The sequence below is a fragment of the Pelomonas lactea genome (genome assembly GCF_043555885.1).
GTDB lineage: Bacteria > Pseudomonadota > Gammaproteobacteria > Burkholderiales > Burkholderiaceae_C > Pelomonas > Pelomonas lactea.
Genome location: NZ_JBIGHX010000001.1, coordinates 965,960 through 989,533, shown reverse-complemented (window position 1 = coordinate 989,533; position 23,574 = coordinate 965,960). Strand labels below are relative to the sequence as shown.

Sequence of the window (23,574 nt, the reverse complement as noted above, 5' to 3'; positions counted from 1 at the left end):
CAGTCTCCGGTTCATTCTTCTTGGATCACGGGCCAGCCGTCTGCGGACCAGCTCAGTTGCGCGATGCGCAGATGCGGCTTGCCGCCGCGTTCGGTGTCGTAGGCGTGGTGCACCATCACGTCACCGACGACGTCCTGGTGCCCCGGGCCCTTCCAGCGCGTGCCGGTGGCGGCCAGCAGCTGGGTGCCGCCGCCGTCCAGCAAGGCCTTGCCGTCGCGGTCGAGGTACGGACCCTCGACGCTGCGCGCGCGGCCCACGCGGACGTTGTAGGTGCTGTCGGCGCCCTTGCAGCACAGGTCGTAGGACGCGAACAGGTAGACCCAGTCGCCGCGCCGCACGATCGTTGGCGCCTCGATGGCCGGGCTGCGCGCGATGAAGCGCGTGCTGCCGATGGGCTTGAGCGTCGCTGCGTCCAGCTGCGTCAGCCGCAGCCCGCCCCAGAAGGAGCCGTAGCTCAGCCAGAGCTTGCTGTCGCGGTCGGCGAAGAGGTCGGGGTCGATCGCGTTGAAGTTGTCGCTGGCCGCGCTCTGCACCACCAGGCCTTCATCGCGCCAGTCGGTGCCGTCCGGCCGGTCGCTGCTGGCCAGGCCGATGGCCGAGCGGTTCTTGCCGAAGTTGGAGATGGAGTACAGCAGCCAGGTGCGGCCCTGGTGCTGGAACACCTTGGGTGCCCAGACGTCCAGCCCCTTGTGCTCGGGCACGGCCTGCGCCCACCAGGCGGGCGCCTGCTCGAACACCGGCGCCAGGCGCTGCCAGGTCTTGCCCTGGTCGCCGGACGCCAGGCGCTGCAGGCCCTTGCCGGTCGTGAAGACGAACCAGCGGTCGGGCTGGATCAGCAGCGTCGGGTCGTGCGCGCCGGGCTCGGCCTGCGGTGGCTCGACGGCATCGACGCGTGCGGCCAGGCACAGCGCCAGCGCTGCGACCAGCGCCCACAGCGCGCGCATTACTTGCCCCAGCGAAGCACGAGGGGGTCGAGGCGCTTGGCCGCATCCAGCAGGCCGGCGCGCGTCTCGGGGCTCATCTCGGGGAAGGGGTGGCGCGGCGCATCGCTCTTGATGATGCCGCCTTCCTTCATCAGCGCCTTGGCGGTCAGGATGCCGCCCTGGCGGTTCTCGTAGTTGATCAGCGGCAGCCAGCGGCCGTACTCGGCCACGGCGGTCTCGCGGTCACCGGCGTGGAAGGCGTCGAAGATCTTGCGGATGCCGTCCGGGAAGCCGCCGCCGGTCATCGCGCCGGTGGCGCCGGCGTCCAGGTCGGCCAGCAGCGTGATGGCTTCCTCGCCGTCCCACGGGCCTTCGATGGCCGCGCCGCCCACGCGGATCAGCTCGCGCATCTTGGCCGCAGCCTGCGGCATCTCCAGCTTGAAGTACTTCACGTTGGCGATGTTCGTCGCCATGCGCGCCAGCAGCGGGACCGACAGCGGCGTGCCGGCCACCGGGGCGTCCTGGATCATGATGGGAATCGAGATCGCGTCGGACAGGCGCTGGTAGAAGCCTTCGATCTGGCCTTCCGACACGCGGAAGGTGGCGCCGTGGTACGGCGGCATCACCATCACCATCGCCGCACCGAGCTGTTGCGCCAGCTGGCTGCGCTCGATGCAGATCTGCGTCGAGTAGTGCGTTGTCGTGACGATGACGGGCACGCGGCCGGCGACGTGTTCCAGGATGGCTCGCGTCAGCGTCTCGCGCTCGGCGTCCGACAGCACGAACTGCTCGGAGAAGTTCGCCAGGATGCACAGGCCGGTGGAGCCGGCGTCGATCATGAAGTCCACGCAGCGCAGCTGGCCGGGGAGGTCCAGCGTGCCGTCGGCGTGGAAGATGGTCGGCACGACCGGGAAGACGCCGCGGTACGGACGGGTGGTGGAGGCGCTCATGGGTGCGGTCCCTTGTCTCTGGGGAAGTTGGATCAAGCGCCGGCGTGGCACGGCGCACGGCCGGCTGTTGTCGCTGGCATGGTCGCCATTAAAGTATGACTATTTGCGCAAGATCATTGGGGTTAACCCGTTGTTTGCTGACTTTGCAAACAAAAAAGTATGACTAATAATCTTGGCATCGCCTGGCCAAAGAAGCCGGGCCGCATCCGACCGGAGACATGTCGATGAGTTCCTACGCCCAGTACCCGAGCCTGCAGGACCGGGGCGTCCTGATCACCGGCGGGGCCACCGGCATTGGCGAAACGCTGGTGGAGGCCTTTGCTGCGCAGGGCGCCCGGGTGGCCTTCATCGACCTGGCTGCCGCCGAGGGCGAGGCGCTGGCGGCTCGCCTTGGCGCCACGTCTCGCCACGCGCCGCAGTTCATCGCCGCGGACCTGTCCAAGGTCGAGTCCCTGCGCCAGGCCATTGCCACGCTGCGCGAGCGCACCGGCCCGTTCGGCGTGCTGCTGAACAACGCGGCCAACGACAAGCGCCATGCGGTCGAAGACACCACGCCCGAGTTCTGGGACGCCAGCACCGCCGTCAACCTCAAGCACCAGTTCTTCACCGCGCAGGCCGTGCTGCCCGACATGAAGGCGCTGGGCGGCGGCAGCATCATCAACTTCGGCAGCATCAGCTGGATGCTCAAGCAGGGCGGCATGCCCGCGTACACGGCCAGCAAGGCGGCCGCGCAGGGCCTGACGCGCTGCCTGGCACGCGACTTCGGCCCGCACAACATCCGCGTCAACACGCTGGTGCCGGGTTGGGTGATGACCGAGAAGCAGCTCAAGCTCTGGGTCACCGAAGAGACCAAGCAGGAGATCGCCAAGGGCCAGTGCATCAACAAGCCCTTGATGCCGCAGCACATCGCGGCGATGGCGCTGTTCCTGGCGGCTGACGACAGCGCCATGTGCACCGCACAGGACTTCATCGTTGACGGAGGTTGGGTTTGATGGAGTGCCGCGACTACGGCCTGCTGCCTGATGGCCGCATGGTCCATGAATACACGCTGGACAACGGCCTCGGCCTGAAGCTCACCGCCATCACGCTGGGCGGCATCGTCACCGGCCTGTGGACGCCCGATGCGCACGGCACCGCAGGCAACGTCGTGCTGGGCTTCGACAACCTGGACGACTACGTCCACCGCAACCCGTCGTTCGGCATCATCGTCGGCCGCTACGGCAACCGCATCGCCCATGCCGGCTTCGAGCTCGACGGCGAGACCCACACGCTGGCCCGCAACGACGGCCCCAACTGCCTGCACGGCGGCACCGAGGGCTTCGGCCACCGGCTCTGGCAGGCCGAACCCGTCGCGCCTGCTGATCTGCTCGCGGGCGAGGCCGCAGCGCTGCGGTTCAGCCTCATCAGCCCGCACGGCGACCAGGGCTTCCCCGGCGAGCTGCGCGTGAGCGTGCGCTACGCGCTGAGTGCGACGGACAACAGCTGGCGCATCGACTACGAGGCCACGACCGACCGCGCCACCGTCGTCAACCTGACGCACCACGACTACTTCAACCTCGCCGGTGCCGGCAGCGTGCTGGGCCACCGGCTCACGCTGGCCGCGTCGCGCTACAGCGAGGTCGACAAGCACCTGATCCCGCTGCGGCACGCGCGCGTCGACGGCACGCCGTTCGACTTCCGCACGGCGACCGTCATCGACGCCCGCATCCGCCAGGCCCACCCGCAGCTGCTGCTGGCCAAGGGCTACGACCACAACTGGCTGCTGGACGGCGCGCCCGACACCGACGGCCTGCGCGCTGCCGCCACGCTGGAAGACCTCGCCAGCGGCCGCCGCATGGACGTGCTGACCAGCGAGCCCGCCATCCAGTTCTACTCCGGCAACTTCCTGGACGGCACGCTGGCGGGCCCGGGCGGGCGCATCTACCGCCAGGGCGACGGCCTGTGCCTGGAGACCCAGCACAACCCCGACTCGCCGCACCACGAAGCCGGCGCGGACTGGCCCAGCACCGTGCTGCGGCCGGGCGAGGTGTTCCGCAGCACCACAATCCACCGCTTCTCGTGAACCGCTGAGACCGCGCATGGACCTGCCCGCCCACCAACTGACGATGACCGTGCTGATGACGCCGGACACCGCCAATTTCTCCGGCAACGTGCACGGCGGCAACATCCTCAAGCTGCTGGACCAGGTGGCCTACGCCTGCGCCAGCCGCTATGCCGGGCGCTACGTCGTTACGCTGTCGGTGGACCGCGTCATCTTCCGCCAGCCCATCCATGTGGGCGAGTTGGTCACCTTCCTGGCCAGCGTCAACCACACCGGCACCTCGTCGATGGAGGTGGGCATCAAGGTGGTGGCCGAGAACATTCGCACCCAGCAAAAGCGCCACGTGAACAGCTGCTACTTCACCATGGTGGCCGTGGGCGACGACAACAAGCCCGTGCCCGTGCCGCCGCTGCGTCCCTTCACGCCCGAGGAGCGCCAGCGCCACGCCTCGGCCATCGCGCGCAAGCAGGCCCGCGCCGCCCTCGAATCCCGCACCGACACCCCGTCCGCATGAGCAAGCACGAACACCCCTTCACCCTCGCCCTGGCCCAGGCCAACAGCCTCGGCGAAGGCCTGCAATGGCACGCCGCCAGCGGCCGCTGGTGGTGGACCGACATCCAGGGCTCGTGCATCCACGCGTGGACGCCCGGCGCCGCCACCACGCTGCAGGTGCGCCTGCCCGAGCGCGTGGGCTGCTTCGTGCATGCCCGCTCCGGTGCGCTCATTCTGGCCATGGCCAAGCGCATCGCGCGGCTGGTGCTGCCCGACCTGCAGGCCGTCGGCGTCATCGACGCCCAGCCCGAGGAGCTCGCGCCGCTGGAGGCGCAGCTGGCCACCACGCGTGCCAACGACGGCCGCTGCGACCGCCACGGCGCGCTGGTGGTGGGCACGCTGGACGAGGCCGAACCGCGCCGCACCATCGGCGGCTTCTACCAGTACAGCCGTGCGCGCGGCCTGCGCCGCCTGCCGCTGGACGGCGTGGCCATCGCCAACAGCATCTGCTTCAGCCCCGACGGCCGGCGCCTGTACTACTGCGACTCGCCGACGCGCCGCATCATGGTGTGCGACTACGACTCGGCCAGCGCCCGCGTCAGCGAGCCGCGGCTGTTCGTGAAGAAGGACGTCGAGGCCGCCGAGCCCGACGGCTCCACCGTCGACGCCCAGGGCTGCCTGTGGAACGCCGAATGGGGCAATGGCGCCGTGGCCCGCTACGCGTCCGACGGCCGCCTGCTGGCCCGCTACAGCGTGCCGGTGCGCGACGTCACCTGCCCCGCCCTCGGCGGCCCGAACGGCGACCACCTCACCGTGACGACCGCCCGCGTGGGCCTGAGCAGCGCCGAGCTGATGGCCATGCCGCAGTCGGGCAGCCTGTTCGGCATGCCCGTCGCCGCGGGGCTGTACCTGGCGGAGACGCTGTTCAACGACGACTGAAGGCGCCGCGGAACACCGCGCCGTCGCCATCCACCCCGCTGGCCGCCGGCAGCCCGATCAGCTGGCGCAGCAGCGGGTAGACCTGGACGTTGTCGAAGTCCGGCAGCACGCGGCCCGTGGCGAAGGCGGGGCCGCTGGCGATGAACAGCGAGTTCATCTCCACCGCCATGTGGTCGTAGCCGTGGTTGCCGCCGGTGGCGGGCTTGCGCGGCGCGCTGGCCTGCACCAGCCAGCCGGGCTCGGCCAGGCACAGGATGGGCGGAATGCGCGGGTTGGAGCCGTAGTGGAAGCGCGCGGGGATGTCGGCCTTGCGCCAGCACTGCATGTGCGCATGCGGCACGAGCAAGGCCTTCTCGACCTGCGCTTCCATGCCGGGCTGCGGCGCGATGCTGGCGAACGTGCCCGTCTCGACGAGGTGGTACAGCTTGGGGTCGACCAGCTGGTCCAGCGCGATCGTGCGCTCGCTGCTGGTGGCCGCCATGCCGTGGTCCGCCACGATGACGAGATTGGCCGGCTGGCCCAGCTCCTTCAGGCCGGCCAGCAGCGCGCGCACCGACGCGTCGACCTCGGCCACGGCCTGCGTCGTCTGCGCGCTGTCCGGCCCGTGGTCGTGGCCGGCGGCGTCGACCCGCTCGAAGTACACCGTCAGGAACCTGGGGCGGATCTCCGCCGGCCGGCGCAGCCAGTCCAGCACCGTGTTCACGCGCTGCACGTCGGTGATGGCCTGGTGGTACTGCATCCAGTCAGACGGCCGCGTGCCCTGCACCTGCTTGCGGCCTTCGGCGTCTTCCATGCTGCCGATGGCGACGTTGGCGCCCGGCCAGAACATGACGGCCGTGCGCAGCCCGGCCTTCTCGGCATCCACCCAGATCGGCGTGGCGCCGTTCCACCACCAGGGGTCGTCCGTGGCCATCGTGAAGGGTGCCTTGCGCTCGGGCGACTCCATGCGGTTGCCGACGATGCCGTGGCGGTCCGGGCGCAGGCCAGTCACCAGCGTCCAGTGGTTGGGAAAGGTCTTGGTCGGAAACGACGGGTGCATGACCGCCGTGACGCCGCCGGCCGCCAGCTGCGACAGCGTGGGGGTCACGCCGCGGCGCAGGTAGTCCTCGCGGAAGCCGTCGATGGACACGAGCAGGGTCACGGGGGCGCGCTGCTCGGCAGCGGCCGGCGTAGCGGCAGCGGCGGCGGTCGTGGCCTGGGTGGCGCAGCCGGCCAGGGCCAGCGCGGCCACAGCCAGCAGGGCTGCAGCGACGGCGGACGCGCCGGGCCAGGGCCGGGCATCACGGAGGGGTGTCGGCATGAAAGGCGCTGAAATGTGAACGACCGTTCACTGTAGCGTCGGTCGCCGGGCACACCCTTCTCCTCGCTGGCGCCCGCCCTGCCGCGCCAACCGATCAAGCGCTTGCGCGCATGGCGTCGGCGATCTCGGCGACAGTGCCCCATGCTCGCCCGCCTGCTGCTGTCCTTGCTGCTGTCCGTCTCAGCCCCGGTCCTGCAGGCCGCCGAGCCTGCCGGCGCGATCGACCGCGCCGCCGTCGTCGCCCGCCATGCGGTGCGCAACACCGGCCTCAACCCCGAGTCCGCACTGACCGTCGGCAACGGCGACTTCGCCGTCACCGTCGACGTGACCGGCCTGCAGACGCTGGAGCGCCTCTACTACGACAACGGCCTGCCGCTGGAGACGCGCAACACGTGGAGCTGGCACAGCTTCCCCAACCCCGACGGCCTGCGCTTCGAGGACACATTGGCGCCGGTGCCCTTCCACGGCCGGCAGATCCTCTACCCCACGCAGCAGAACACGCCCGCCGGCCGCTACTTCCGCGAGAACCCCCAGCCCATGCCGCTGGGCCAGTTCCAGTTCACGCTGTTCGGCGAGGTGCTGCGCAGCGAGGACATCGCCGGCATCCACCAGACGCTGGACCTGTGGACCGGCATCGTCACCAGCCGGCTGCTGGTGCGCGGCCAACCGCTGGAAGTGACGACGGCCGCCCACGGCAGCGCCGCCGTGCTGGCCGTGCGGGCGCGCTCCCCGCTGATCGCCAGCGGAGACCTTCAGGTGCGCGTGCGCTTTCCCTATGCCTACCGCAGTTCAATAGCGCACAAGCCGCCCTTCATCTGGGAGCAGCCCGAACGGCACCGCAGCACGCTGACGCAGGTCGGCCCCGGCCACGCCCGCATCGCCCGCGAGGCCGACGGCACGCGCTACGACACCGAGCTGCGCTGGAGCACGCCGGCCGAGCTGGTGAGCGCGGCCACGCCGCAGCTCGCCGCGCCGCACGACTTCCGCCTGCGTGCGACGGGCGGCGACACGCTCGCCTTCACGGCTGCGTTCGCCGACGCCGAGCATCCGGCGCCCGAGGAGACCGTCGACAGCACGCTGGCGTCGTCGAGGCAGGCCTGGCACGACTACTGGACGAAGGGCGGCATGGTGGACCTCGGCACCGCCGCCGACCCGCGCGCCAGGGAGATCGAGCGCCGCGCCATCCAGTCGCTGTACCTGATGCGGGTCAACTACGCTGGCAGCTTCCCGCCTGCCGAAACCGGGCTGCAGCACCTGAGCTGGTTCGGCAAGCACAACTCCGAGGTCTACGTCTTCCACGCCGCGCAGTTCTACCAATGGGGCCATGTGGACCTGCTGGAGAAGGGCCTGGCCTGGTACCTGGCGCAGTTGCCCAGGGGCATCGCGCAGGCGAAGAGCGAAGGCTTTGACGGCGTGCGCTGGCCCAAGATGTCGGGCCTGGACGGCCGCCCCACGCCGGGCGCCATCAACCCCTACATCATCTGGAACCAGCCCAACCCCATCTACCTGGCCGAGCTGGTCTACCGCGCCAGGCCGATGCAGGCCACGCTGCAGCGCTACGGCGAGCTGGTGGCCGAGTCCGCCAGGTTCCTGGCCTCGTTCGCGCAGCGCGACCCGGCCACCGGCACCTACCACCTCGGGCCGCCGCTGAAGAACGTCAGCGAGAGCACCTCCGTCGAGTTGGTGCGCGACCCGACCTTCGAGCTGGCCTTCTGGCACTACGGCCTGCGTGTGGCCCAGCAGTGGCGCCAGCGCCAGGGCCTGGCGCCCGAGCCGCACTGGGACGACGTCATCAAGCACCTTGCCGCCCCGCCGCAGCAGGACAGCAAATACCTGGAAATCGCCGGCATCCGCGACATCTTCCGGCCCGGCAAGCAGGGTGCGCCATCGTCCATGCTGCTGGCCCTGGGCTACCTGCCGGCCTCGCCGGTCATCGACACCGAGACCGCGCGCCGCACCTTCCATGCCGTGCACGAGCAGCGTGGCGCCGACGGCGGCTGGGTCAGCTGGCAGATGGGGCAGGGCGCGCTGACGGCGGCGCGGCTGGGCGAGCCCGAGCGCGCCGTGGCCATCCTCGCCAACACCGCGCCGTCGGCCCGCTTCATGCCCAGCGGCTACAGCCGCCGCCCGCGCGACCCCGAAGGCGCCGTGGCCTACCTGCCCACCAACGCTGCCTACCTGATGGCGCTGGGCCTGATGGCCGGCGGCTGGGACGGCGCGCCCGCCGGCCCTGCGCCCGGCTTCCCCAAGGACTGGACCGTGCGCGCCGAAGGCCTGCTGCCGCTGCCATGAAACGACTGCTCCTCCTCACCTTGCTGCCCGGCGCTGCGCTCGCCGCCGTCATCGGCCACAACACGCCCGCACCCGAGATGAGCGCCGCCCGCCTGGCCGAACTGCCCGCCGCGCAGCGCCCGGCCTGGCAGGCCTACCTCGACCGCTCCGACCGCCAGATGGCGCTGGACCGCGCCACGCTGGCCCGCGAGCTGAAGGCCGGCGATGCCGTGCCGCCCCCGCCCACCGCCGGCAAGATGAACGCGCCGCTGGACCGCGAACCGGCCTGGTACGCCTCCGACGACGCGGCCCGCATCGCCGCCACCATCCTCAGCTTCCAGACCCCCAGCGGCGGCTGGAGCAAGAACCAGGACCGCCGCGGCCCGCCGCGCCGTCCGGGCCAGCGCTACGCCAACGATGCCGAGACCATGACCGTCGGCACCGGCAGCTTCGACGAGCCGCGCGACCGCTTCTGGACCTTCGTCGGCACGCTGGACAACGACGCCACGCACAGCGAGATCCGCTTCCTCGCCCGCGTGAACGAGCAGCACCCCGGCGACGCCTACCGTGCGGCCATCCTGCGGGGCATCGCCTACCTGCTGATGGCTCAGTACCCCAACGGCGGCTGGCCGCAGAACTACCCGCTGGAAGGCGGCTTCCACGACGGCATCACCTTCAATGACGACGCCGTGGCCGAGGCCGCGCGGCTGCTGCAGGACGTGGCCGACGGCGCGCCCGGCTTCGCCTTCGTGCCCGAGCCGCTGCGCCGCCAGGCGCGCACGGCGGCGGCGCGGTCGGTCGATGTGCTGCTCGCCGCGCAGGTCAGGGTGGACGGCCGCCTGACGCTGTGGCCGCAGCAGGTCGACGCCCTGACGCTGGCGCCCATCTCCGCCCGCAACTACGAGCCGCGCGGCCTGGCCAGCGCCGAGAGCGCCGGCGTGCTGCTGTTCCTGATGCAGCAGCCGCGTCCCGCGCCCGCGATCAGGGCGGCCGTCGAGGCCGGCATCGCCTGGCTGCAGGCCCATGCGCTGCGCGACCACGCCTTCACGATGACGCCCGACGGCCGCCGGCTCGTGCCGCAACCCGGCGCCGGTCCGTTGTGGGCGCGCCTCTACGACATCTCCACCGGCCGCCCCATCTTCGGCGACTGGGGCAAGACCATCCACGACGACGTCAACGAGATCTCCAAGGGTCGCCGCAACGGCTATGCCTGGTGGGGGATCTGGCCGCAGCGGGTGCTGGAGGCCTACCCGCGCTGGAAGGCAGCCAATCCCTGACTACTTGCCGATGCAGAAGCTGCTGAAGATGACCCCCAGCAGTTCGTCCGCCGAGAACGCGCCGGTGATCTCGCCCAGTGCGTCGTGGGCCAGCCGCAGCTCCTCGGCCAGCAGGTCCAGCGCCGCGTCGCGCTGCTCGGCGATGGCGCGGGCCAGTTCAAGGTGCTCCGCCGTGCGCGCGAGTGCCTGCACATGGCGCTCGCGGGCGATGAACAGGCCTTCCGGCACGGCCTGCCAGCCGGCCGTCTTCAGCAGGCGCTGGCGCAGCGCTTCCAGGCCGTCGCCGGTCTTCAGGCTCAGCGCGATCTCGCCGTCGGGTGCCGCCGCGAGGTCGGCCTTGTTGAACACCTGCACGATGCGGCCTGAATCGACCGCCGCCAGCCGCGCGCGGATGCGCTCGTCCTCGGCCTCGTAGTCGGGCTGGGCCACGCGGCCCAGGTCGTGCAGGAACAGCACGACGTCGGCGTCTGCAATGGCATCCCACGAGCGCGACACGCCGATGCGCTCCACCTCGTCGGCGGTGTCGTCGCGCAGGCCGGCCGTGTCGGTGATGTGCAGCGGCACGCCTTCGATCTGGATGGTCTGGCTGACCTTGTCGCGCGTGGTGCCGGGGATGGGCGTGACGATGGCCAGCTCGGCGCCGGCCAGCGCGTTCAGCAGCGAGCTCTTGCCGACGTTGGGCTGGCCGGCGAGCACGACTTTGAGCCCGTCGCGCAGCAGCGCGCCCTGGCGTGTGCGGGCCTGGACGGCGCTCAGTTGCGCCGTCAGGCGGTCCAGGCGGCCGAAGGCGTCGGCCTTCTCCAGGAAGTCGATCTCCTCCTCGGGGAAGTCCAGCGTCGCCTCCACCAGCATGCGCAGCTGGATGAGCTGGTCGCGCAGCACGCCGACCTCGTGGCTCAGCGCGCCGCCCAGCGCACGGCTGGCGCTGCGCGCTGCGGCCTCGGTGCTGGCGTCGATGAGGTCCGCCACCGCCTCGGCCTGGGCCAGGTCCAGCTTGCCGTTCATGAAGGCGCGCTGCGTGAACTCGCCCGGCTCCGCCAGGCGCACGTTCAGCCCGGCCTCGATGACGCGGGCCAGCAGCAGCTGCATGACGACGGCGCCACCGTGGGCCTGCAGCTCCAGCACATGCTCGCCGGTGTAGGAATGCGGCGCCGGGAAGTGCAGCGCCAGCCCCTGGTCAATGGCCTGGCCGGTTGCGTCGCGGAACGGCAGGTAGGTCGCCTCGCGGGCCTTCAGCGTGCGGCCGCAGACGGCCTCGATGAGCGCGGCAAGGTCATGCGGCGACGACACCCGCACGATGCCCACGGCGCCACGCCCCGGGGCGGTGGCAATGGCGGCGATGGGGTCGGCGTGTCGGGCGAGCATGGCGGCGATTGTCGCGGCGCTGAAAAAGAAACAGCCGCTCGGGTGAGCGGCTGTTTCAGGTGTTGGCGCGGGGGAGGCCAGGTTCGAGCACTCTCGTGAGGCTGGTCCGGGCCGGTGTTCTCTGCCCCGCACCGCCATTGAACTGCTTCGCGCCGGCACAAAAAAGCCCCCGGGCGCGGGGGCTGTGCAGATTCACGTGATTCAGTTCACGCCCAATTGCTTGTTGATCATCCACTGCTGCGCGATGGACAGGATGTTGTTCGTCAGCCAGTACAGCACCAGGCCGGCCGGGAAGACGAAGAACATGATGCCGAAGGCGACGGGCATGATCCACATCATCTTCTGCTGCATCGGGTCGGCCGCCGGCGGGTTCAGCCAGACCTGGAACAGGCTGGACAGCATCATCAGCAGCGGCAGGATGAAGTAGGGGTCGCGCACCGACAGGTCGGTGATCCACAGCATCCACGGTGCCTGGCGCATCTCGACGGTGGACAGCAGCACCCAGTACAGCGCCATGAAGATGGGCATCTGCAGGAAGATGGGCAGGCAGCCGCCGATGGGGTTGATCTTCTCCTCGCGGTAGATCTTCATCATCTCCTGCTGCATCTGCTGCGGGTTGTCCTTCAGGCGCTCCTTCATCTCGTTGATGCGCGGCGCGACGGCCTTCATGCGGGCCATGGACTTGTAGGCGCTGGCGTTCAGGCCGTACAGCGCGATCTTCAGCAGCAGCACCAGCGCGACGATGGTCCAGCCCCAGTTGCCGATGACGCCGTGCAGCTTGTCCAGCAGCCAGAACAGCGGCTCAGCCAGGATGGTCAGCATGCCGTAGTCCTTGACGCGCTCCAGGCCGGGGGCGAGCTTGGCGAGGTTGTTCTCCTCCTGCGGGCCGGCGAACAGCGTGGCGTTCTGCGTCGTGCTGGCGCCGGGCGCCAGCGTGGGCAGCGTGAACACCATGCCGGTGGCGTAGGTGTCGGGCGCGACGCCCACGGCGCCCGGGCGCTTCTGGACGAAGAACTCGCGGTTGCCCGGCTCGTTCACCAGCCAGGCGCTGGCGAAGTAGTGCTGCACCATCGAGACCCAGCCGTCGTTGGCATGCTTCTCGATGTCGACCTTGTTCTTGTCGATGTCCTCGAACTTGATCGTCTTGAACTTGGCCTTGTCGTTGTAGACCGCCGGGCCGGTGAAGCTGGGCGTGAACGCCGCGCCGCCGGTGACGGTGGAGCCGTCGCGCACCAGCTGCAGGTAGACCTGCGGCGTGACGGGCGCGCTGCCGGCGTTGATGACCTCGTGCGAGACGCCCACCGTGTAGGCGCCGCGCTTGAACGTGTAGGTCTTGACCAGCTTGACGCCGCCGACTTCGGCCGATTCCAGGCGCAGCTTCACCTCGTCCTTGCCGGCTTCCAGCTCGCGCGGGCCTTGCACGGCCGTCATCGGCGTGTTGTGCGTCGGCAGCGGGCCGCTGCCGCCCACCAGGCCGGTCTGCGCACGGTAGTGCTGCGCGGCGTTGAACAGCACGACCGGCTCGGGCGTGAACTCGGGCTTCTTCTGCAGATGAACCATCTGCAGCAGCTGGTCCGTCACCGTCGGGTCGGGCGAAGTGAGGTACTTGGGCAGCTCGGCGCGGACGATGTCGCCGCCCAGCGTGTCGACCGTGACCGTCAGCACGTCGGTGCGGATCGTGACCTTCTCCGACGGCGCTGCCGCCGGCGTGGCGGCGGCAGCGGCTGCCTGGGCGCCGCCGGCCGTCGACGCGGCCGCAGGCACGCCGCTCGCGGCGGCTCCGGCCGGCGCGGTGGCGACCGCCTTGGGCGCCGGGCTGAACATCGAGGGATGCCCGTTGTGCTTTTGCCAGCCGTCCCACAGCAGGACGAGGGACATGGTGAACACCACCCACAGCACGGTGCGGCGAATATCAGTCATGGGAAGACTCGGACGAGGAAGAGGACGACGCGCAGGCGCGCACCGTGGAGGGGACGAGGCGGGTGAACAGCCGCGGCGGATTGTCGGGCACCGGGTCGTGGCCGCCGGCGCACCACGGTGCGCAGCGCAGGATGCGATGCACCGTGAGGTAGCTGCCGGCGAGCGCGCCATGCTGTTCCAGCGCGGCCAGCGAGTAGCGCGAGCAGGTCGGCTCGAAGCGGCACGCGTTGCCCAGCCACGGGCTCAGCATGAGCCGGTAGCCGCGAACGACGGCCATCAGCGCGCGGGCGGGCCAGCTGGGCGTCATGCCAGCTTCTCCGCCCGGGGCGCGAGCACGCGGTCCAGCAGCTGCGCCAGTTCGGCGCGCGCGGCGGCACGCAGCGCATCGGACGCGGCGCTGGGAAACTTCTGGCGGTCAAACGGAGAACGCAAGCGCACGACCCACAGACCCGGCGGCATGCCGGGGCGCTCGGCAAATGCGGCGCGAATCTGGCGCTTCAAGAGCTGGCGGGTCACCGAGCGCTTGGCATGCCGCTTGGGCACGACCAAGCCCACCCAGCAGCCCTCGACGGCAGAGGAGGGCTCAGCGGGTGGGGCATGCTCCACAGGGCTGTGCGCAGGCTGTGTGTCGCCTGTTGATAACTCGGCCCGGGCTGTGCGCAACTGCGCGGCGTTCCAGGCGCTGGGCGCTGGCGTGGCCGAGAGATGGTGCAACGCAAAATGCGCGCTGCGGGAGCGGCTCGGGCGGGCAAGCACCCGCTCGAAATCCACCGGGCGTTGGATGCGACCGATCATCAGGTGCCCGGCAGCGGGCGGCGCGGCAGCGCCGCCTGGTGCGACAAGACCTTAGACAGCCAGACGCTTGCGGCCCTTGGCGCGGCGCGCGGCGATGACGGCACGGCCGCCACGGGTCTTCATGCGAACGAGGAAGCCGTGGGTGCGGGCGCGACGGGTCTTGGAGGCTTGGTAGGTACGCTTCATGGGGAACCCCTTTTGAGGCTTGGTTGTTCAGGCTGGGCGCAGCGGTTGGCACCCGGCAATGGCGCCGATGCCCCCTGAGAGACCCCGGCCGACGCTCGCACGGCGACGACTCGCCAATGCGCGAAAACCCGTGATTACAGCAGATGCGGCGGCGCCGGTCAATAAGTCGAGAGTCTCAAGCCGGGTTTGCCGGGGATTGACCCCCTTCGAAATTCTGTGGATAACCCCCGGTCTGGCGGGCGCCGACTCCGTACAATCCGGCTGCTCGAAAACAAGTTTTCCACAATGAGCCTAGAAGAACACAACAGGGCGGATGGGATGCAGGTGACAGCGGGCATGAACACGGCGGAATGGGCTTCGGACCTCTGGCGGCGCGGTTGCGAGCGCCTGGCCACCGAACTGCCCGAGCAGCAATTCAACACCTGGATTCGCCCGCTGCCGCCCGCCACCGTAGCCGGCGAGGGCGCCGATGCCGCCAGCGCGCTGGTGGCCACGCTGAAGGTGCCCAACCATTTCAAGCGCGACTGGATCCGTCGCCAGTATGCGGCGCGCATCGAGGCCATCCTGACCGAACTCGCCGGCCGCCCGACGCGGCTGGAACTGGCGTTGGCCGCGCGCGATGCGTCGGCGGCGGCGCTTGCCGTGCCGACCTCCGCGGCGGCCGTGCCGCAGCAGCCGTCCTTGCTGCCGCCCGAGCCCAGCGCGGCGTTGCGCCCGGTTGTTCAGCCGCCGGCCGCGCCGGTTGTGCTGCCCTCGCAGGCGCCGGCCTCGGCCAAGCACCGCATCAATCCGCAGCTCACCTTCGACACCCTCGTGCCTGGCCGCGCCAACCAGATGGCGCGCACCGCGGCCCTGCACGTGGCCGGCGCGCCGGGCATCACCTACAACCCGCTGTTCATCTACGGCGGCGTGGGCCTGGGCAAGACCCACCTGATCCACGCCGTCGGCAACGCGCTGCTGAAGGACCGCCCGGACGCCCGCGTGCTGTACCTGCACGCCGAGCAGTTCATCTCCGACGTCGTCAAGAACTACCAGCGCAAGACCTTCGACGAGCTCAAGGCCAAGTACCACTCGCTGGACCTGCTGCTCATCGACGACGTGCAGTTCTTCGCCGGCAAGGACCGCACGCAGGAAGAGTTCTTCAACGCCTTCGAGGCGCTGCTGGCCAAGAAGGCGCACATCATCATGACGTCGGACACCTACCCCAAGGGGCTGGTGGACATCGACGAGCGGCTGACCTCCCGCTTCGACGCCGGCCTGACGGTGGCCATCGAGCCGCCCGAGCTGGAGATGCGCGTGGCCATCCTGATCAAGAAGGCCGAGGCCGAGGGCACGCCCATGCCCGAGGACGTGGCCTTCTTCGTCGCCAAGAACGTGCGCGCCAACGTGCGGGAGCTGGAAGGCGCGCTGCGCAAGGTGCTGGCCTATGCCAAGTTCTCGCACAAGGAGATCAGCATCAACCTGGCGCGCGAGGCGCTGAAGGACCTGCTGTCCATCCAGAACCGCCAGATCGGTGTGGAGAACATCCAGAAGACGGTGGCCGACTTCTACAAGATCAAGGTCGCCGACATGTACTCCAAGAAGCGCCCGGCCAGCATCGCGCGGCCGCGCCAGATCGCGATGTACCTGGCCAAGGAGCTCACGCAAAAGAGCCTGCCCGAAATCGGCGAGCTGTTCGGCGGCCGTGACCACACGACCGTGCTGCACGCGGTGCGCAAGATCGGCGGCGAGCGGCAGAAGAACACCGAGCTGAACCAGCAGCTGCACGTGTTGGAGCAGACGCTGAAGGGTTAGCCCCTCGCCCGGTCTTGCCTCGCTGAACGCGGGCAAGCCCAGTCGGTCCCCCGAGGGGGCGGCGATGCTTGCCGGATTGGCCGGCAAACATCGCCAGGACGGGCCGGCTTGGGGCGGCACGGCGCCCGGCCCGCGCACTCGGGTTGACCCGTAGCTTCCATCGCGCGCCGCCCGCCCGGCCACGCACCCATTCCGGGCGACAATCGCAGCTTCACGCGCGCGCGCGTTTTTGGGGCTTGTCCCCGGAAAAGTTCTCCCTCAGATCTCCTCCCAAGAGGCCCTCATGATCGTTTTGAAAGCTCCCCAGGACCAGGTGCTCGGCGCGCTGCAGGCGGTGTCCGGCATCGTCGAGCGGCGGCACACGCTGCCCATCCTGGCCAACGTGCTGATCCGCAAGACCGGCAACCAGGTGGAGCTGACGACGAGCGACCTCGAGATCCAGGTCCGCACCACGGTGCAGTTCGACGGCGACGCCGGCAACCTGTCCACCACCGTCGGCGCGCGCAAGCTCATCGACATCCTGCGTGCGCTGCCCAGCGACCAGACCGTCAGCCTGACGAGCAACCAGAACAAGATGACGCTGCAGGGCGGCAAGAGCCGCTTCACGCTGCAGACGCTGCCGGCCGACGACTTCCCGCTGGTGCAGGAAGCCGCCGACTTCGGCCCCGCGTTCAGCGTGCCGCAGAAGGCGCTCAAGGGCCTGATCAACCAGGTGCACTTCGCGATGGCGGTGCACGACATCCGCTACTACCTCAACGGCATCCTGTTCGTCGCCGAGGGCAAGAACCTGACGCTGGTCGCCACCGACGGCCACCGCCTGGCGCTGGCCCAGGCCGAGCTGGAGGTGGACATCCCCAAGCAGGAAGTCATCCTGCCGCGCAAGACGGTGCTGGAGCTGCAGCGCCTGCTGAAGGACGGCAAGGACGACGACGCGATCGAGATGCGCTTCGCCGGCAACCAGGCCAAGTTCAGCTTCAGCGGCATGGAGTTCGTGACCAAGCTGGTCGAGGGCAAGTTCCCCGACTACAACCGCGTCATCCCCAAGAACCACAAGTTCCGCCTGACGCTGGGCCGCGCCCCGCTGCTGGCCAGCCTGCAGCGCGCCGCCATCCTGACCAGCGAGAAGTTCAAGGCCGTGCGCCTGACCTTCGAGCCGGGCCTGTTGTCCATCGCGTCCAGCAATGCCGAGCAGGAAGAGGCCAAGGAAGAGATCGAGATCGACTACGGCGGCGACAAGATCGAGACCGGCTTCAACGTCACCTACCTGATGGACGCCCTGTCCAACATGAGCCAGGACATGGTCTGCATCGATCTCAACGACAGCGCCTCCAGCGCGCTGCTCACCATTCCGGACACCACCGGCTTCAAGTACGTGGTGATGCCGATGCGGATCTGAGCCTGCGGCTCTGATCCGCTGCGCGGTGCATGTTTCGCACCCCCCTGCCCCCCGCCGAGCGGGGGGTTCTAGTTTGAGAGTTGTACCGGCCGCGTTGCGGCCTTGAAAGTCCCCGATGAGCGATAACGCCACCCCCGAGAACGTCCCCGCACCGGCCCCGCAAGCGCCTGCGGCCTACGACGCCAGTTCCATCCAGATCCTGGAAGGCCTGGAGGCGGTGCGCAAGCGCCCGGGCATGTACATCGGTGACACCTCGGACGGCACGGGCCTGCACCACCTCGTGTTCGAAGTGGTCGACAACTCCATCGACGAAGCCCTGGCCGGCCACTGCGACGACATCGTCGTCACCATCCACACCGACAACTCCATCTCCGTCATCGACAACGGCCGCGGCATCCCGACCGGCGTCAAGATGGACGACAAGCACGAGCCCAAGCGCTCGGCGGCCGAGATCGCGCTGACTGAGCTGCACGCCGGCGGCAAGTTCAACCAGAACAGCTACAAGGTCTCGGGCGGCCTGCACGGCGTGGGCGTGTCCTGCGTGAACGGCCTGTCCAAGTTCCTGCGCCTGACGGTGCGCCAGGGCGGCAAGGTGCACTTCCTGGAGTTCGCCAAGGGCATTCCGCAGAACGGCGAGAGCGTCATGGTGGACGGCGTCGAGACCCGCCCCATGAAGGTCATCGGCGAGACCGACAAGCGCGGCACGGAAGTCCACTTCCTGCCCGACACCGAGATCTTCAAGGAGAACAACGACTACCACTACGACATCCTCGCCAAGCGCCTGCGCGAGCTGTCCTTCCTGAACAACGGCGTCAAGATCCGCCTGGTCGACGAGCGCACCAACAAGGAAGACAACTTCGCCTACGCGGGCGGCGTGAAGGGCTTCGTCGAGTTCATCAACAAGGGCAAGACGACCCTGCACCCGAACATCTTCCACGCCGTGGGCGACAAGATCTCCGACCAGGGCACCAACATCGGCGTCGAAGTGGCCATGCAGTGGAACGACGGCTTCAACGAGAACGTCCTCTGCTTCACCAACAACATCCCGCAGCGTGACGGCGGCACCCACCTGACCGGCCTGCGCGCCGCGATGACCCGCGTCATCAACAAGTACATCGAAGACAACGAGCTGGCCAAGAAGGCCAAGGTCGAAGTCGCCGGTGACGACATGCGCGAAGGCCTGGCCTGCGTGGTGTCGGTGAAGGTGCCTGAGCCCAAGTTCAGCTCGCAGACCAAGGACAAGCTCGTCAGTTCGGAAGTGCGCGCGCCGGTGGAAGACATCGTCAGCCGCCTGCTGACCGACTACCTGCTCGAGAACCCGCTGGACGCCAAGACCATCTGCGGCAAGATCCTCGACGCCGCCCGCGCCCGCGAAGCCGCCCGCAAGGCCCGCGAGATGACCCGCCGCAAGGGCGTGCTCGACGGCCTGGGCCTGCCCGGCAAGCTGGCCGACTGCCAGGAAAAAGACCCGGCCCAGTGCGAGATCTACATCGTGGAGGGTGACTCCGCCGGCGGCTCCGCCAAGCAGGGCCGCGACCGCAAGTTCCAGGCCATCCTGCCGCTGCGCGGCAAGATCCTGAACGTGGAGAAGGCGCGTTATGAAAAGCTGCTGACGTCCAACGAAATCATCACGCTGATCACCGCACTGGGCACCGGCATCGGCCGCGGCGCCGGGACGGACGACTTCAACCCCGACAAGCTCCGCTACCACCGCATCATCATCATGACCGACGCGGACGTGGACGGCGCCCACATCCGCACCCTGCTGCTGACCTTCTTCTACCGCCAGATGCCCGAGCTCGTCGAGCGCGGCCACATCTACATCGCGCAGCCGCCGCTGTACAAGGTCAAGGTCGGCAAGCACGAGCAATACCTGAAGGACGGCCACGAGTTCGACGGCTTCCTGCTCAAGGTGGCGCTGCAGGACGCGAGCCTGGACACCGGCGACGGCAACACGCTCAAGGGCGACGCGCTGGACGCGCTGGCCCGCAAATACGTCACCGCGCAGAGCGTCATCGAGCGCCTGTCCAACTGGATGGACATCGAAGCGCTGCACGTGCTGGCCAACGGCCTGGCGCTGAAGGTCGACACCCGTGAAGAAGCTGAGGCCAGCGCGGCCGCGCTGAAGAGCCGGCTGCACAACGCCGAAGTCACCGTCGAGACCGACCCGCGCACCGACAAGCTGTTCCTGAAGATCGCCCGCATCCACCACGGCAACGTGCGCGCTAGCGTCATCAGCGCCGACTTCGTGCACGGCGCCGACTACGAAGTGCTGGCCGACGCAGGCCTGAGCTTCCAGGGCCTGATCAAGCCCGGCGCCCTCGTGCGCAAGGGTGAAGGCGAGAAGGCCAAGGAAGCCAAGGTCGACGACTTCCGCGCCGCGATGGCTTGGCTGATGACGCAAGCCGAAAGCAGCGTCGGCCGCCAGCGCTACAAGGGCCTGGGCGAGATGAACCCCGAGCAGCTGTGGGAAACGACGATGGACCCCACCGTCCGCCGCCTGCTGCGCGTGCAGATCGAAGACGCCATCGAGGCGGACAAGGTGTTCACGATGCTCATGGGGGATGAAGTTGAACCCCGTCGCGATTTCATCGAGACCAACGCGCTGCGGGCTGGCAATATCGACGTTTGAGGCCGGCCCCAGCGCGTTACATCGCGCTCGACCAAGTCTCCGACAAGGTCTCCGCTTGCTTCAGCACCAACTCCACCGCTTGGAGCTGCTGGTCTGGCGGGTACTTCCACTTCTGCAGGCAACGCCGCACCAGGATACGTAGCTTGGCTCGAACGCTCTCGCGCACCTGCCAATCCACAGTCGTGCTCGCGCGCAGCTTCTCGGTGATCTCCACGGCAATCTTCTTCAAGATCTCGTCACCCAGCTCACGTACTGCGCTCTCGTTGTTGGCCAAGGCGTCATAGAACGCCACCTCATCGGCGCCGAGTCCGAGAGCGGCCTCTCGTTCCAGCGTGTCCTGGAACTCCTTGGCCATCTGGATCAACTCTTCGATGACCTGGGCCGTTTCGATCGCTCGGTTGTGGTACTTGCGGAGGGTTTCCAGCAGCCGGTCGCCGTACTTCCGCTCTTGCACGACGTTGTTGCGCGCACGCGCCCTGATCTCGTCGCGCAGCAACTTCTCCAGCAGCTCCACGGCCAGGTTGCGGCTCTCCATGCGCCGCACATCCTCCAGAAACTCGTCGGACAGCAGGCCGATGTTCGGCTTGTCCAGCCCCGCCAGCGCGAAGACGTCCGCCACGCCGTCGGCAATGATGGCGTTGTCCAGGATTTGCTTGAGTGCGCTGTTCTTCTCCGCGTCGCTGCGCTTCTTGTCCACGGTCGTGAACTTCGCGATGGCCGCCTTGATTGCGGAGAAGAACGCAATCTCCTTGCGCAGCGCAGCCGCTTCGTCCAGCGTGCCGCATAGCGAGAACGCCTTCGCCACGGCCACCATCGTGTCCAGGAAACGTGTCTTGCCGTCCTTCAAGCCCAGGAGGTGATTCGCTGCCGGAACCAGCAGCGGCAGCGCCTGCGTCTCGAACGCGCCGTAGTCAAAGCCGTGCATCAGGCCGCGCACCACATCGAGCTTTTCAAGCAAGACCGCCAGTGCCTCGGCCGCGCCATGCGTGGGGTCGCCCTTGCCCTTGGCCTCGGTGTAGTCCTTCAACGCCGCTTTCAGCTCGTTGGCAATGCCGATGTAGTCGACCACCAAGCCGCCCGGCTTGTTCTTGAACACCCGGTTCACCCGAGCAATCGCCTGCATCAGGTTGTGCCCCTTCATGGGCTTGTCGATGTACATCGTGTGGCAGCACGGCGCGTCAAAGCCCGTCAGCCACATGTCGCGCACGATCACCAGCTTGAGCGGGTCGCGCGCATCCTTGAAACGCGCTTCCAGCCGCTTCTTCACCTGCTTGCTGTACAGATGCGGCTGCAGCAGTGCCTTGTCAGCGGCTGAGCCCGTCATCACGATCTTGATCGCGCCTTGCTCCGGGTCGGCACTGTGCCAATCGGGGCGCAAGGGCGGGTTGTCCTTGTCGCCAATGCAGATGGCGTTGTAGAGCTGCACGCAGATGTCCCGGCTCATGCAAACGATCATGGCCTTGCCATCCACCACCGAGACCCGCGCCTCGAAGTGCTGGACGAGATCGCGAGCCACCTGCTGCAGGCGCGGCTGCGAACCCACCAGCTTTTCCAGCGCGGCCCATTCGCTCTTGGTCTTCTCGCGGTGGGCGATGTCTTCTTCGTCCTCGACGACCTCGTCCACCTGCGCGTTCAGCACCTCGATCTCGGCCTGGTTCACGTCCAGCCTGGCCAGTCGGCTCTCGTAGAAGATCGGCACCGTCGCGCCATCGTCCACCGCATCCTGGATGTCGTAAATGCTGACGTAGCCGCCGAACACGGCCCGAGTGTCCTTGTCCTCCAGCGCAATCGGCGTGCCGGTGAAGCCGATGAAGGTGGCGTTCTTCAGCGCGTCGCGCAAATGCTTGGCGTAGCCAAACACGTACTTGCCCGTCTTGGTGTCCAGTCGACCCTTGGTGCCGTACTGGCTGCGGTGCGCCTCGTCAGAGATCACAACAATGTTGGTTCGGCTTGAGAGCAGCGGGTGCGCCTCCTCACCCTCCAGCAGCGCGAACTTCTGCACCGTGGTGAAGATGATGCCGCCGGCCTCGCGTGAGGCCAGCATCTCGCGCAGCTCGTCGCGGTCGCCCGCCTGCACCGGCGTCGTCTTGAGCAGGTCACTGGCCGCGCTGAAGGTGGCGAACAGCTGGCCATCCAGGTCGTTGCGGTCCGTCACCACCACCAGCGTGGGGTTCTTCATCTCCGGCTGTTGCAGCAGCTTTCCCGCATAGCAGGCCATGGTGATGCTCTTGCCCGACCCCTGCGTGTGCCACACCACCCCCGCCTTGCGCGAGCCCGGCCTGACCTCCTTGCCGTAGGTGGCCCGCTCCTCGTGCACCTCCAGCAAGCCCTTGTCCGGGGTCTGCGCGGCAATCACCGTGGCACGCACTGCTTCGCGCACGGCATGGAACTGGTGGTAGCCCGCAATCTTCTTGATGAGGGCGTCGCCGTCCTGCTCAAACAGCACGAAGTGCCGCAGATAGTCCAGAAAGAGCTCCGGCTTGAAGAAGCCCCGCACCACCGTTTCCAGCTCCATCTGCAGGCGCGGCCGGTCGTCTTCGTTGGCGATGGTGCGCCAGGGCAGCATGCGCTCGGCATTCGCCGTGAGCGAGCCCACGCGCGCCGTCCAGCCGTCGCTCACCACCAGGGCTGCGTTGCTGTTGAACAGGTCGCTGATCTCGTCCTTGTAGGTCTGCAGCTGGTTGAAGGCGTCCCACACGTCGGTCTGCTCATTGGCGGGGTTCTTCAGCTCCACCACGGCCAGCGGCAGGCCATTCACAAACGCGATCACATCCGGCCGGCGCGGCTGCTTGCTGCCGGTGATGGTGAACTGGTTCACCACCAGGAAGTCGTTGTTGCCGGGCTGCGCGAAGTCGATGAAGTGCACCAAGTCGGTCTTCTTCTCGTCGCCCAGCGCAAAGTCCACCATCACGCCGTTCAGCAGCAGGCGGTGCACGCTGCGGTTGCGCACCACCATCTGCGGCTCGCTCAGCCGTTGCAGCGCATGCGCGGCCTGCTCCAGCGCGGCGGCCGGCAGCTGCGGGTTGATGCGAGCCAGCGCGCCCAGCAGGCGCTCGCGCAGCACCACCTGCCGGTAGTCGGTGCGCTCGGGTGTGCTGCTGTCGGGGGCAACGTCCGGGCCATGCGCCAAGCGCCAGCCCGTCTCCTGGAACCAGCCCAGGCAAAGCGCTTCGAGTTGTTGTTCATTCAGCATGTCGGCCTCCCTTGGCCACGCTGCACCGCCGAGCCACCCAGCCGGTTTGCGATGAAATAAGAAACCCTCGGCAAATCAATGACTTGCCGGCGCCTGGCTC

18 protein-coding genes are annotated in these 23,574 nt (G+C 68.5%); 9 read left to right on the top strand and 9 right to left on the bottom strand.

The genetic code is table 11. The features are described from left to right. Positions 1-11: 11 nt before the first annotated feature. A complete protein-coding gene (locus ACG04Q_RS04465; RefSeq protein ID WP_394509635.1) occupies positions 12-944 on the bottom strand; it encodes an arabinan endo-1,5-alpha-L-arabinosidase in 933 nt (310 codons plus the stop codon). Then, complete coding sequence (locus ACG04Q_RS04460; RefSeq protein ID WP_394509634.1) at positions 944-1,873, bottom strand: dihydrodipicolinate synthase family protein; 930 nt, start codon at positions 1,871-1,873, stop codon at positions 944-946. Before ACG04Q_RS04460 ends, ACG04Q_RS04465 begins: the two co-directional genes overlap by 1 nt. A gap of 224 nt (positions 1,874-2,097) precedes the next feature. Between ACG04Q_RS04460 and ACG04Q_RS04455 the strand changes: the two genes are divergently transcribed. The 4 genes from ACG04Q_RS04455 to ACG04Q_RS04440 are packed head-to-tail and all read left to right on the top strand — an operon-like array spanning position 2,098 to position 5,345. Beyond that, on the top strand, positions 2,098-2,865 hold the full coding sequence (locus tag ACG04Q_RS04455; protein ID WP_394509632.1) for an SDR family NAD(P)-dependent oxidoreductase: 768 nt from the start codon (positions 2,098-2,100) through the stop codon (positions 2,863-2,865). After that, positions 2,865-3,935, top strand: a complete 1,071-nt coding sequence (locus ACG04Q_RS04450; RefSeq protein WP_394509631.1) for an aldose epimerase family protein — start codon at positions 2,865-2,867, stop codon at positions 3,933-3,935. The genes ACG04Q_RS04455 and ACG04Q_RS04450 overlap by 1 nt, the downstream gene beginning before the upstream one ends. A gap of 16 nt (positions 3,936-3,951) precedes the next feature. Continuing rightward, positions 3,952-4,428 carry an acyl-CoA thioesterase gene (locus ACG04Q_RS04445; RefSeq protein WP_394509630.1) on the top strand — a complete coding sequence of 159 codons (477 nt, stop codon included), beginning with the start codon at positions 3,952-3,954 and terminating at the stop codon, positions 4,426-4,428. After that, entirely contained in the window at positions 4,425-5,345 is a 921-nt protein-coding gene (locus tag ACG04Q_RS04440; RefSeq protein WP_394509629.1) for an SMP-30/gluconolactonase/LRE family protein, read from the top strand. The genes ACG04Q_RS04445 and ACG04Q_RS04440 overlap by 4 nt, the downstream gene beginning before the upstream one ends. On the opposite strand, the gene ACG04Q_RS04435 is transcribed toward ACG04Q_RS04440, so the two are convergent. After that, complete coding sequence (locus ACG04Q_RS04435; RefSeq protein ID WP_394509627.1) at positions 5,332-6,645, bottom strand: alkaline phosphatase family protein; 1,314 nt, start codon at positions 6,643-6,645, stop codon at positions 5,332-5,334. The two genes, ACG04Q_RS04440 and ACG04Q_RS04435, sit on opposite strands and share 14 nt — an antisense overlap. A 141-nt stretch (positions 6,646-6,786) precedes the next feature. Between ACG04Q_RS04435 and ACG04Q_RS04430 the strand changes: the two genes are divergently transcribed. Both ACG04Q_RS04430 and pelA read left to right on the top strand, forming a co-directional pair. Next, entirely contained in the window at positions 6,787-8,937 is a 2,151-nt protein-coding gene (locus ACG04Q_RS04430; RefSeq protein WP_394509626.1) for a glycoside hydrolase family 65 protein, read from the top strand. Continuing rightward, positions 8,934-10,193 carry a pectate lyase gene (pelA, locus tag ACG04Q_RS04425; RefSeq protein WP_394509625.1) on the top strand — a complete coding sequence of 420 codons (1,260 nt, stop codon included), beginning with the start codon at positions 8,934-8,936 and terminating at the stop codon, positions 10,191-10,193. The genes ACG04Q_RS04430 and pelA overlap by 4 nt, the downstream gene beginning before the upstream one ends. Here the strand turns inward: pelA and mnmE are convergent, their stop codons facing one another. The 5 genes from mnmE to rpmH all read right to left on the bottom strand — a co-directional run bounded on the left by mnmE (position 10,194) and on the right by rpmH (position 14,459). Continuing rightward, complete coding sequence (gene mnmE, locus ACG04Q_RS04420; RefSeq protein ID WP_394509624.1) at positions 10,194-11,558, bottom strand: tRNA uridine-5-carboxymethylaminomethyl(34) synthesis GTPase MnmE; 1,365 nt, start codon at positions 11,556-11,558, stop codon at positions 10,194-10,196. Between the two features lie 201 nt (positions 11,559-11,759). Next, positions 11,760-13,478, bottom strand: coding sequence for a membrane protein insertase YidC (yidC, locus tag ACG04Q_RS04415; protein ID WP_394509623.1), 1,719 nt, complete (start codon positions 13,476-13,478; stop codon positions 11,760-11,762). Next, positions 13,471-13,785 (bottom strand): membrane protein insertion efficiency factor YidD, encoded by a 315-nt coding sequence (yidD, locus tag ACG04Q_RS04410; protein WP_394509622.1) that lies wholly within the window; start codon positions 13,783-13,785, stop codon positions 13,471-13,473. The genes yidC and yidD overlap by 8 nt, the downstream gene beginning before the upstream one ends. After that, complete coding sequence (locus tag ACG04Q_RS04405) at positions 13,782-14,273, bottom strand: ribonuclease P protein component (protein ID WP_394509621.1); 492 nt, start codon at positions 14,271-14,273, stop codon at positions 13,782-13,784. The genes yidD and ACG04Q_RS04405 overlap by 4 nt, the downstream gene beginning before the upstream one ends. Positions 14,274-14,324: 51 nt before the next feature. Further along, complete coding sequence (gene rpmH / locus ACG04Q_RS04400) at positions 14,325-14,459, bottom strand: 50S ribosomal protein L34 (protein WP_054021782.1); 135 nt, start codon at positions 14,457-14,459, stop codon at positions 14,325-14,327. 336 nt (positions 14,460-14,795) lie between these two features. Here rpmH and dnaA point away from each other — a divergent pair, with 336 nt between their 5' ends. The 3 genes from dnaA to gyrB all read left to right on the top strand — a co-directional run bounded on the left by dnaA (position 14,796) and on the right by gyrB (position 20,281). After that, positions 14,796-16,253 carry a chromosomal replication initiator protein DnaA gene (gene dnaA, locus ACG04Q_RS04395; protein WP_394509620.1) on the top strand — a complete coding sequence of 486 codons (1,458 nt, stop codon included), beginning with the start codon at positions 14,796-14,798 and terminating at the stop codon, positions 16,251-16,253. A 283-nt stretch (positions 16,254-16,536) separates the two neighbouring features. Beyond that, positions 16,537-17,649 carry a DNA polymerase III subunit beta gene (dnaN, locus tag ACG04Q_RS04390; protein ID WP_394509618.1) on the top strand — a complete coding sequence of 371 codons (1,113 nt, stop codon included), beginning with the start codon at positions 16,537-16,539 and terminating at the stop codon, positions 17,647-17,649. Positions 17,650-17,764: 115 nt separating this feature from the next. Beyond that, entirely contained in the window at positions 17,765-20,281 is a 2,517-nt protein-coding gene (gyrB, locus tag ACG04Q_RS04385) for a DNA topoisomerase (ATP-hydrolyzing) subunit B (protein ID WP_394509617.1), read from the top strand. 16 nt (positions 20,282-20,297) lie between these two features. Here the strand turns inward: gyrB and ACG04Q_RS04380 are convergent, their stop codons facing one another. After that, a complete protein-coding gene (locus tag ACG04Q_RS04380) occupies positions 20,298-23,474 on the bottom strand; it encodes a type I restriction endonuclease subunit R (RefSeq protein ID WP_394509616.1) in 3,177 nt (1,058 codons plus the stop codon). Positions 23,475-23,574 lie beyond the last annotated feature (100 nt).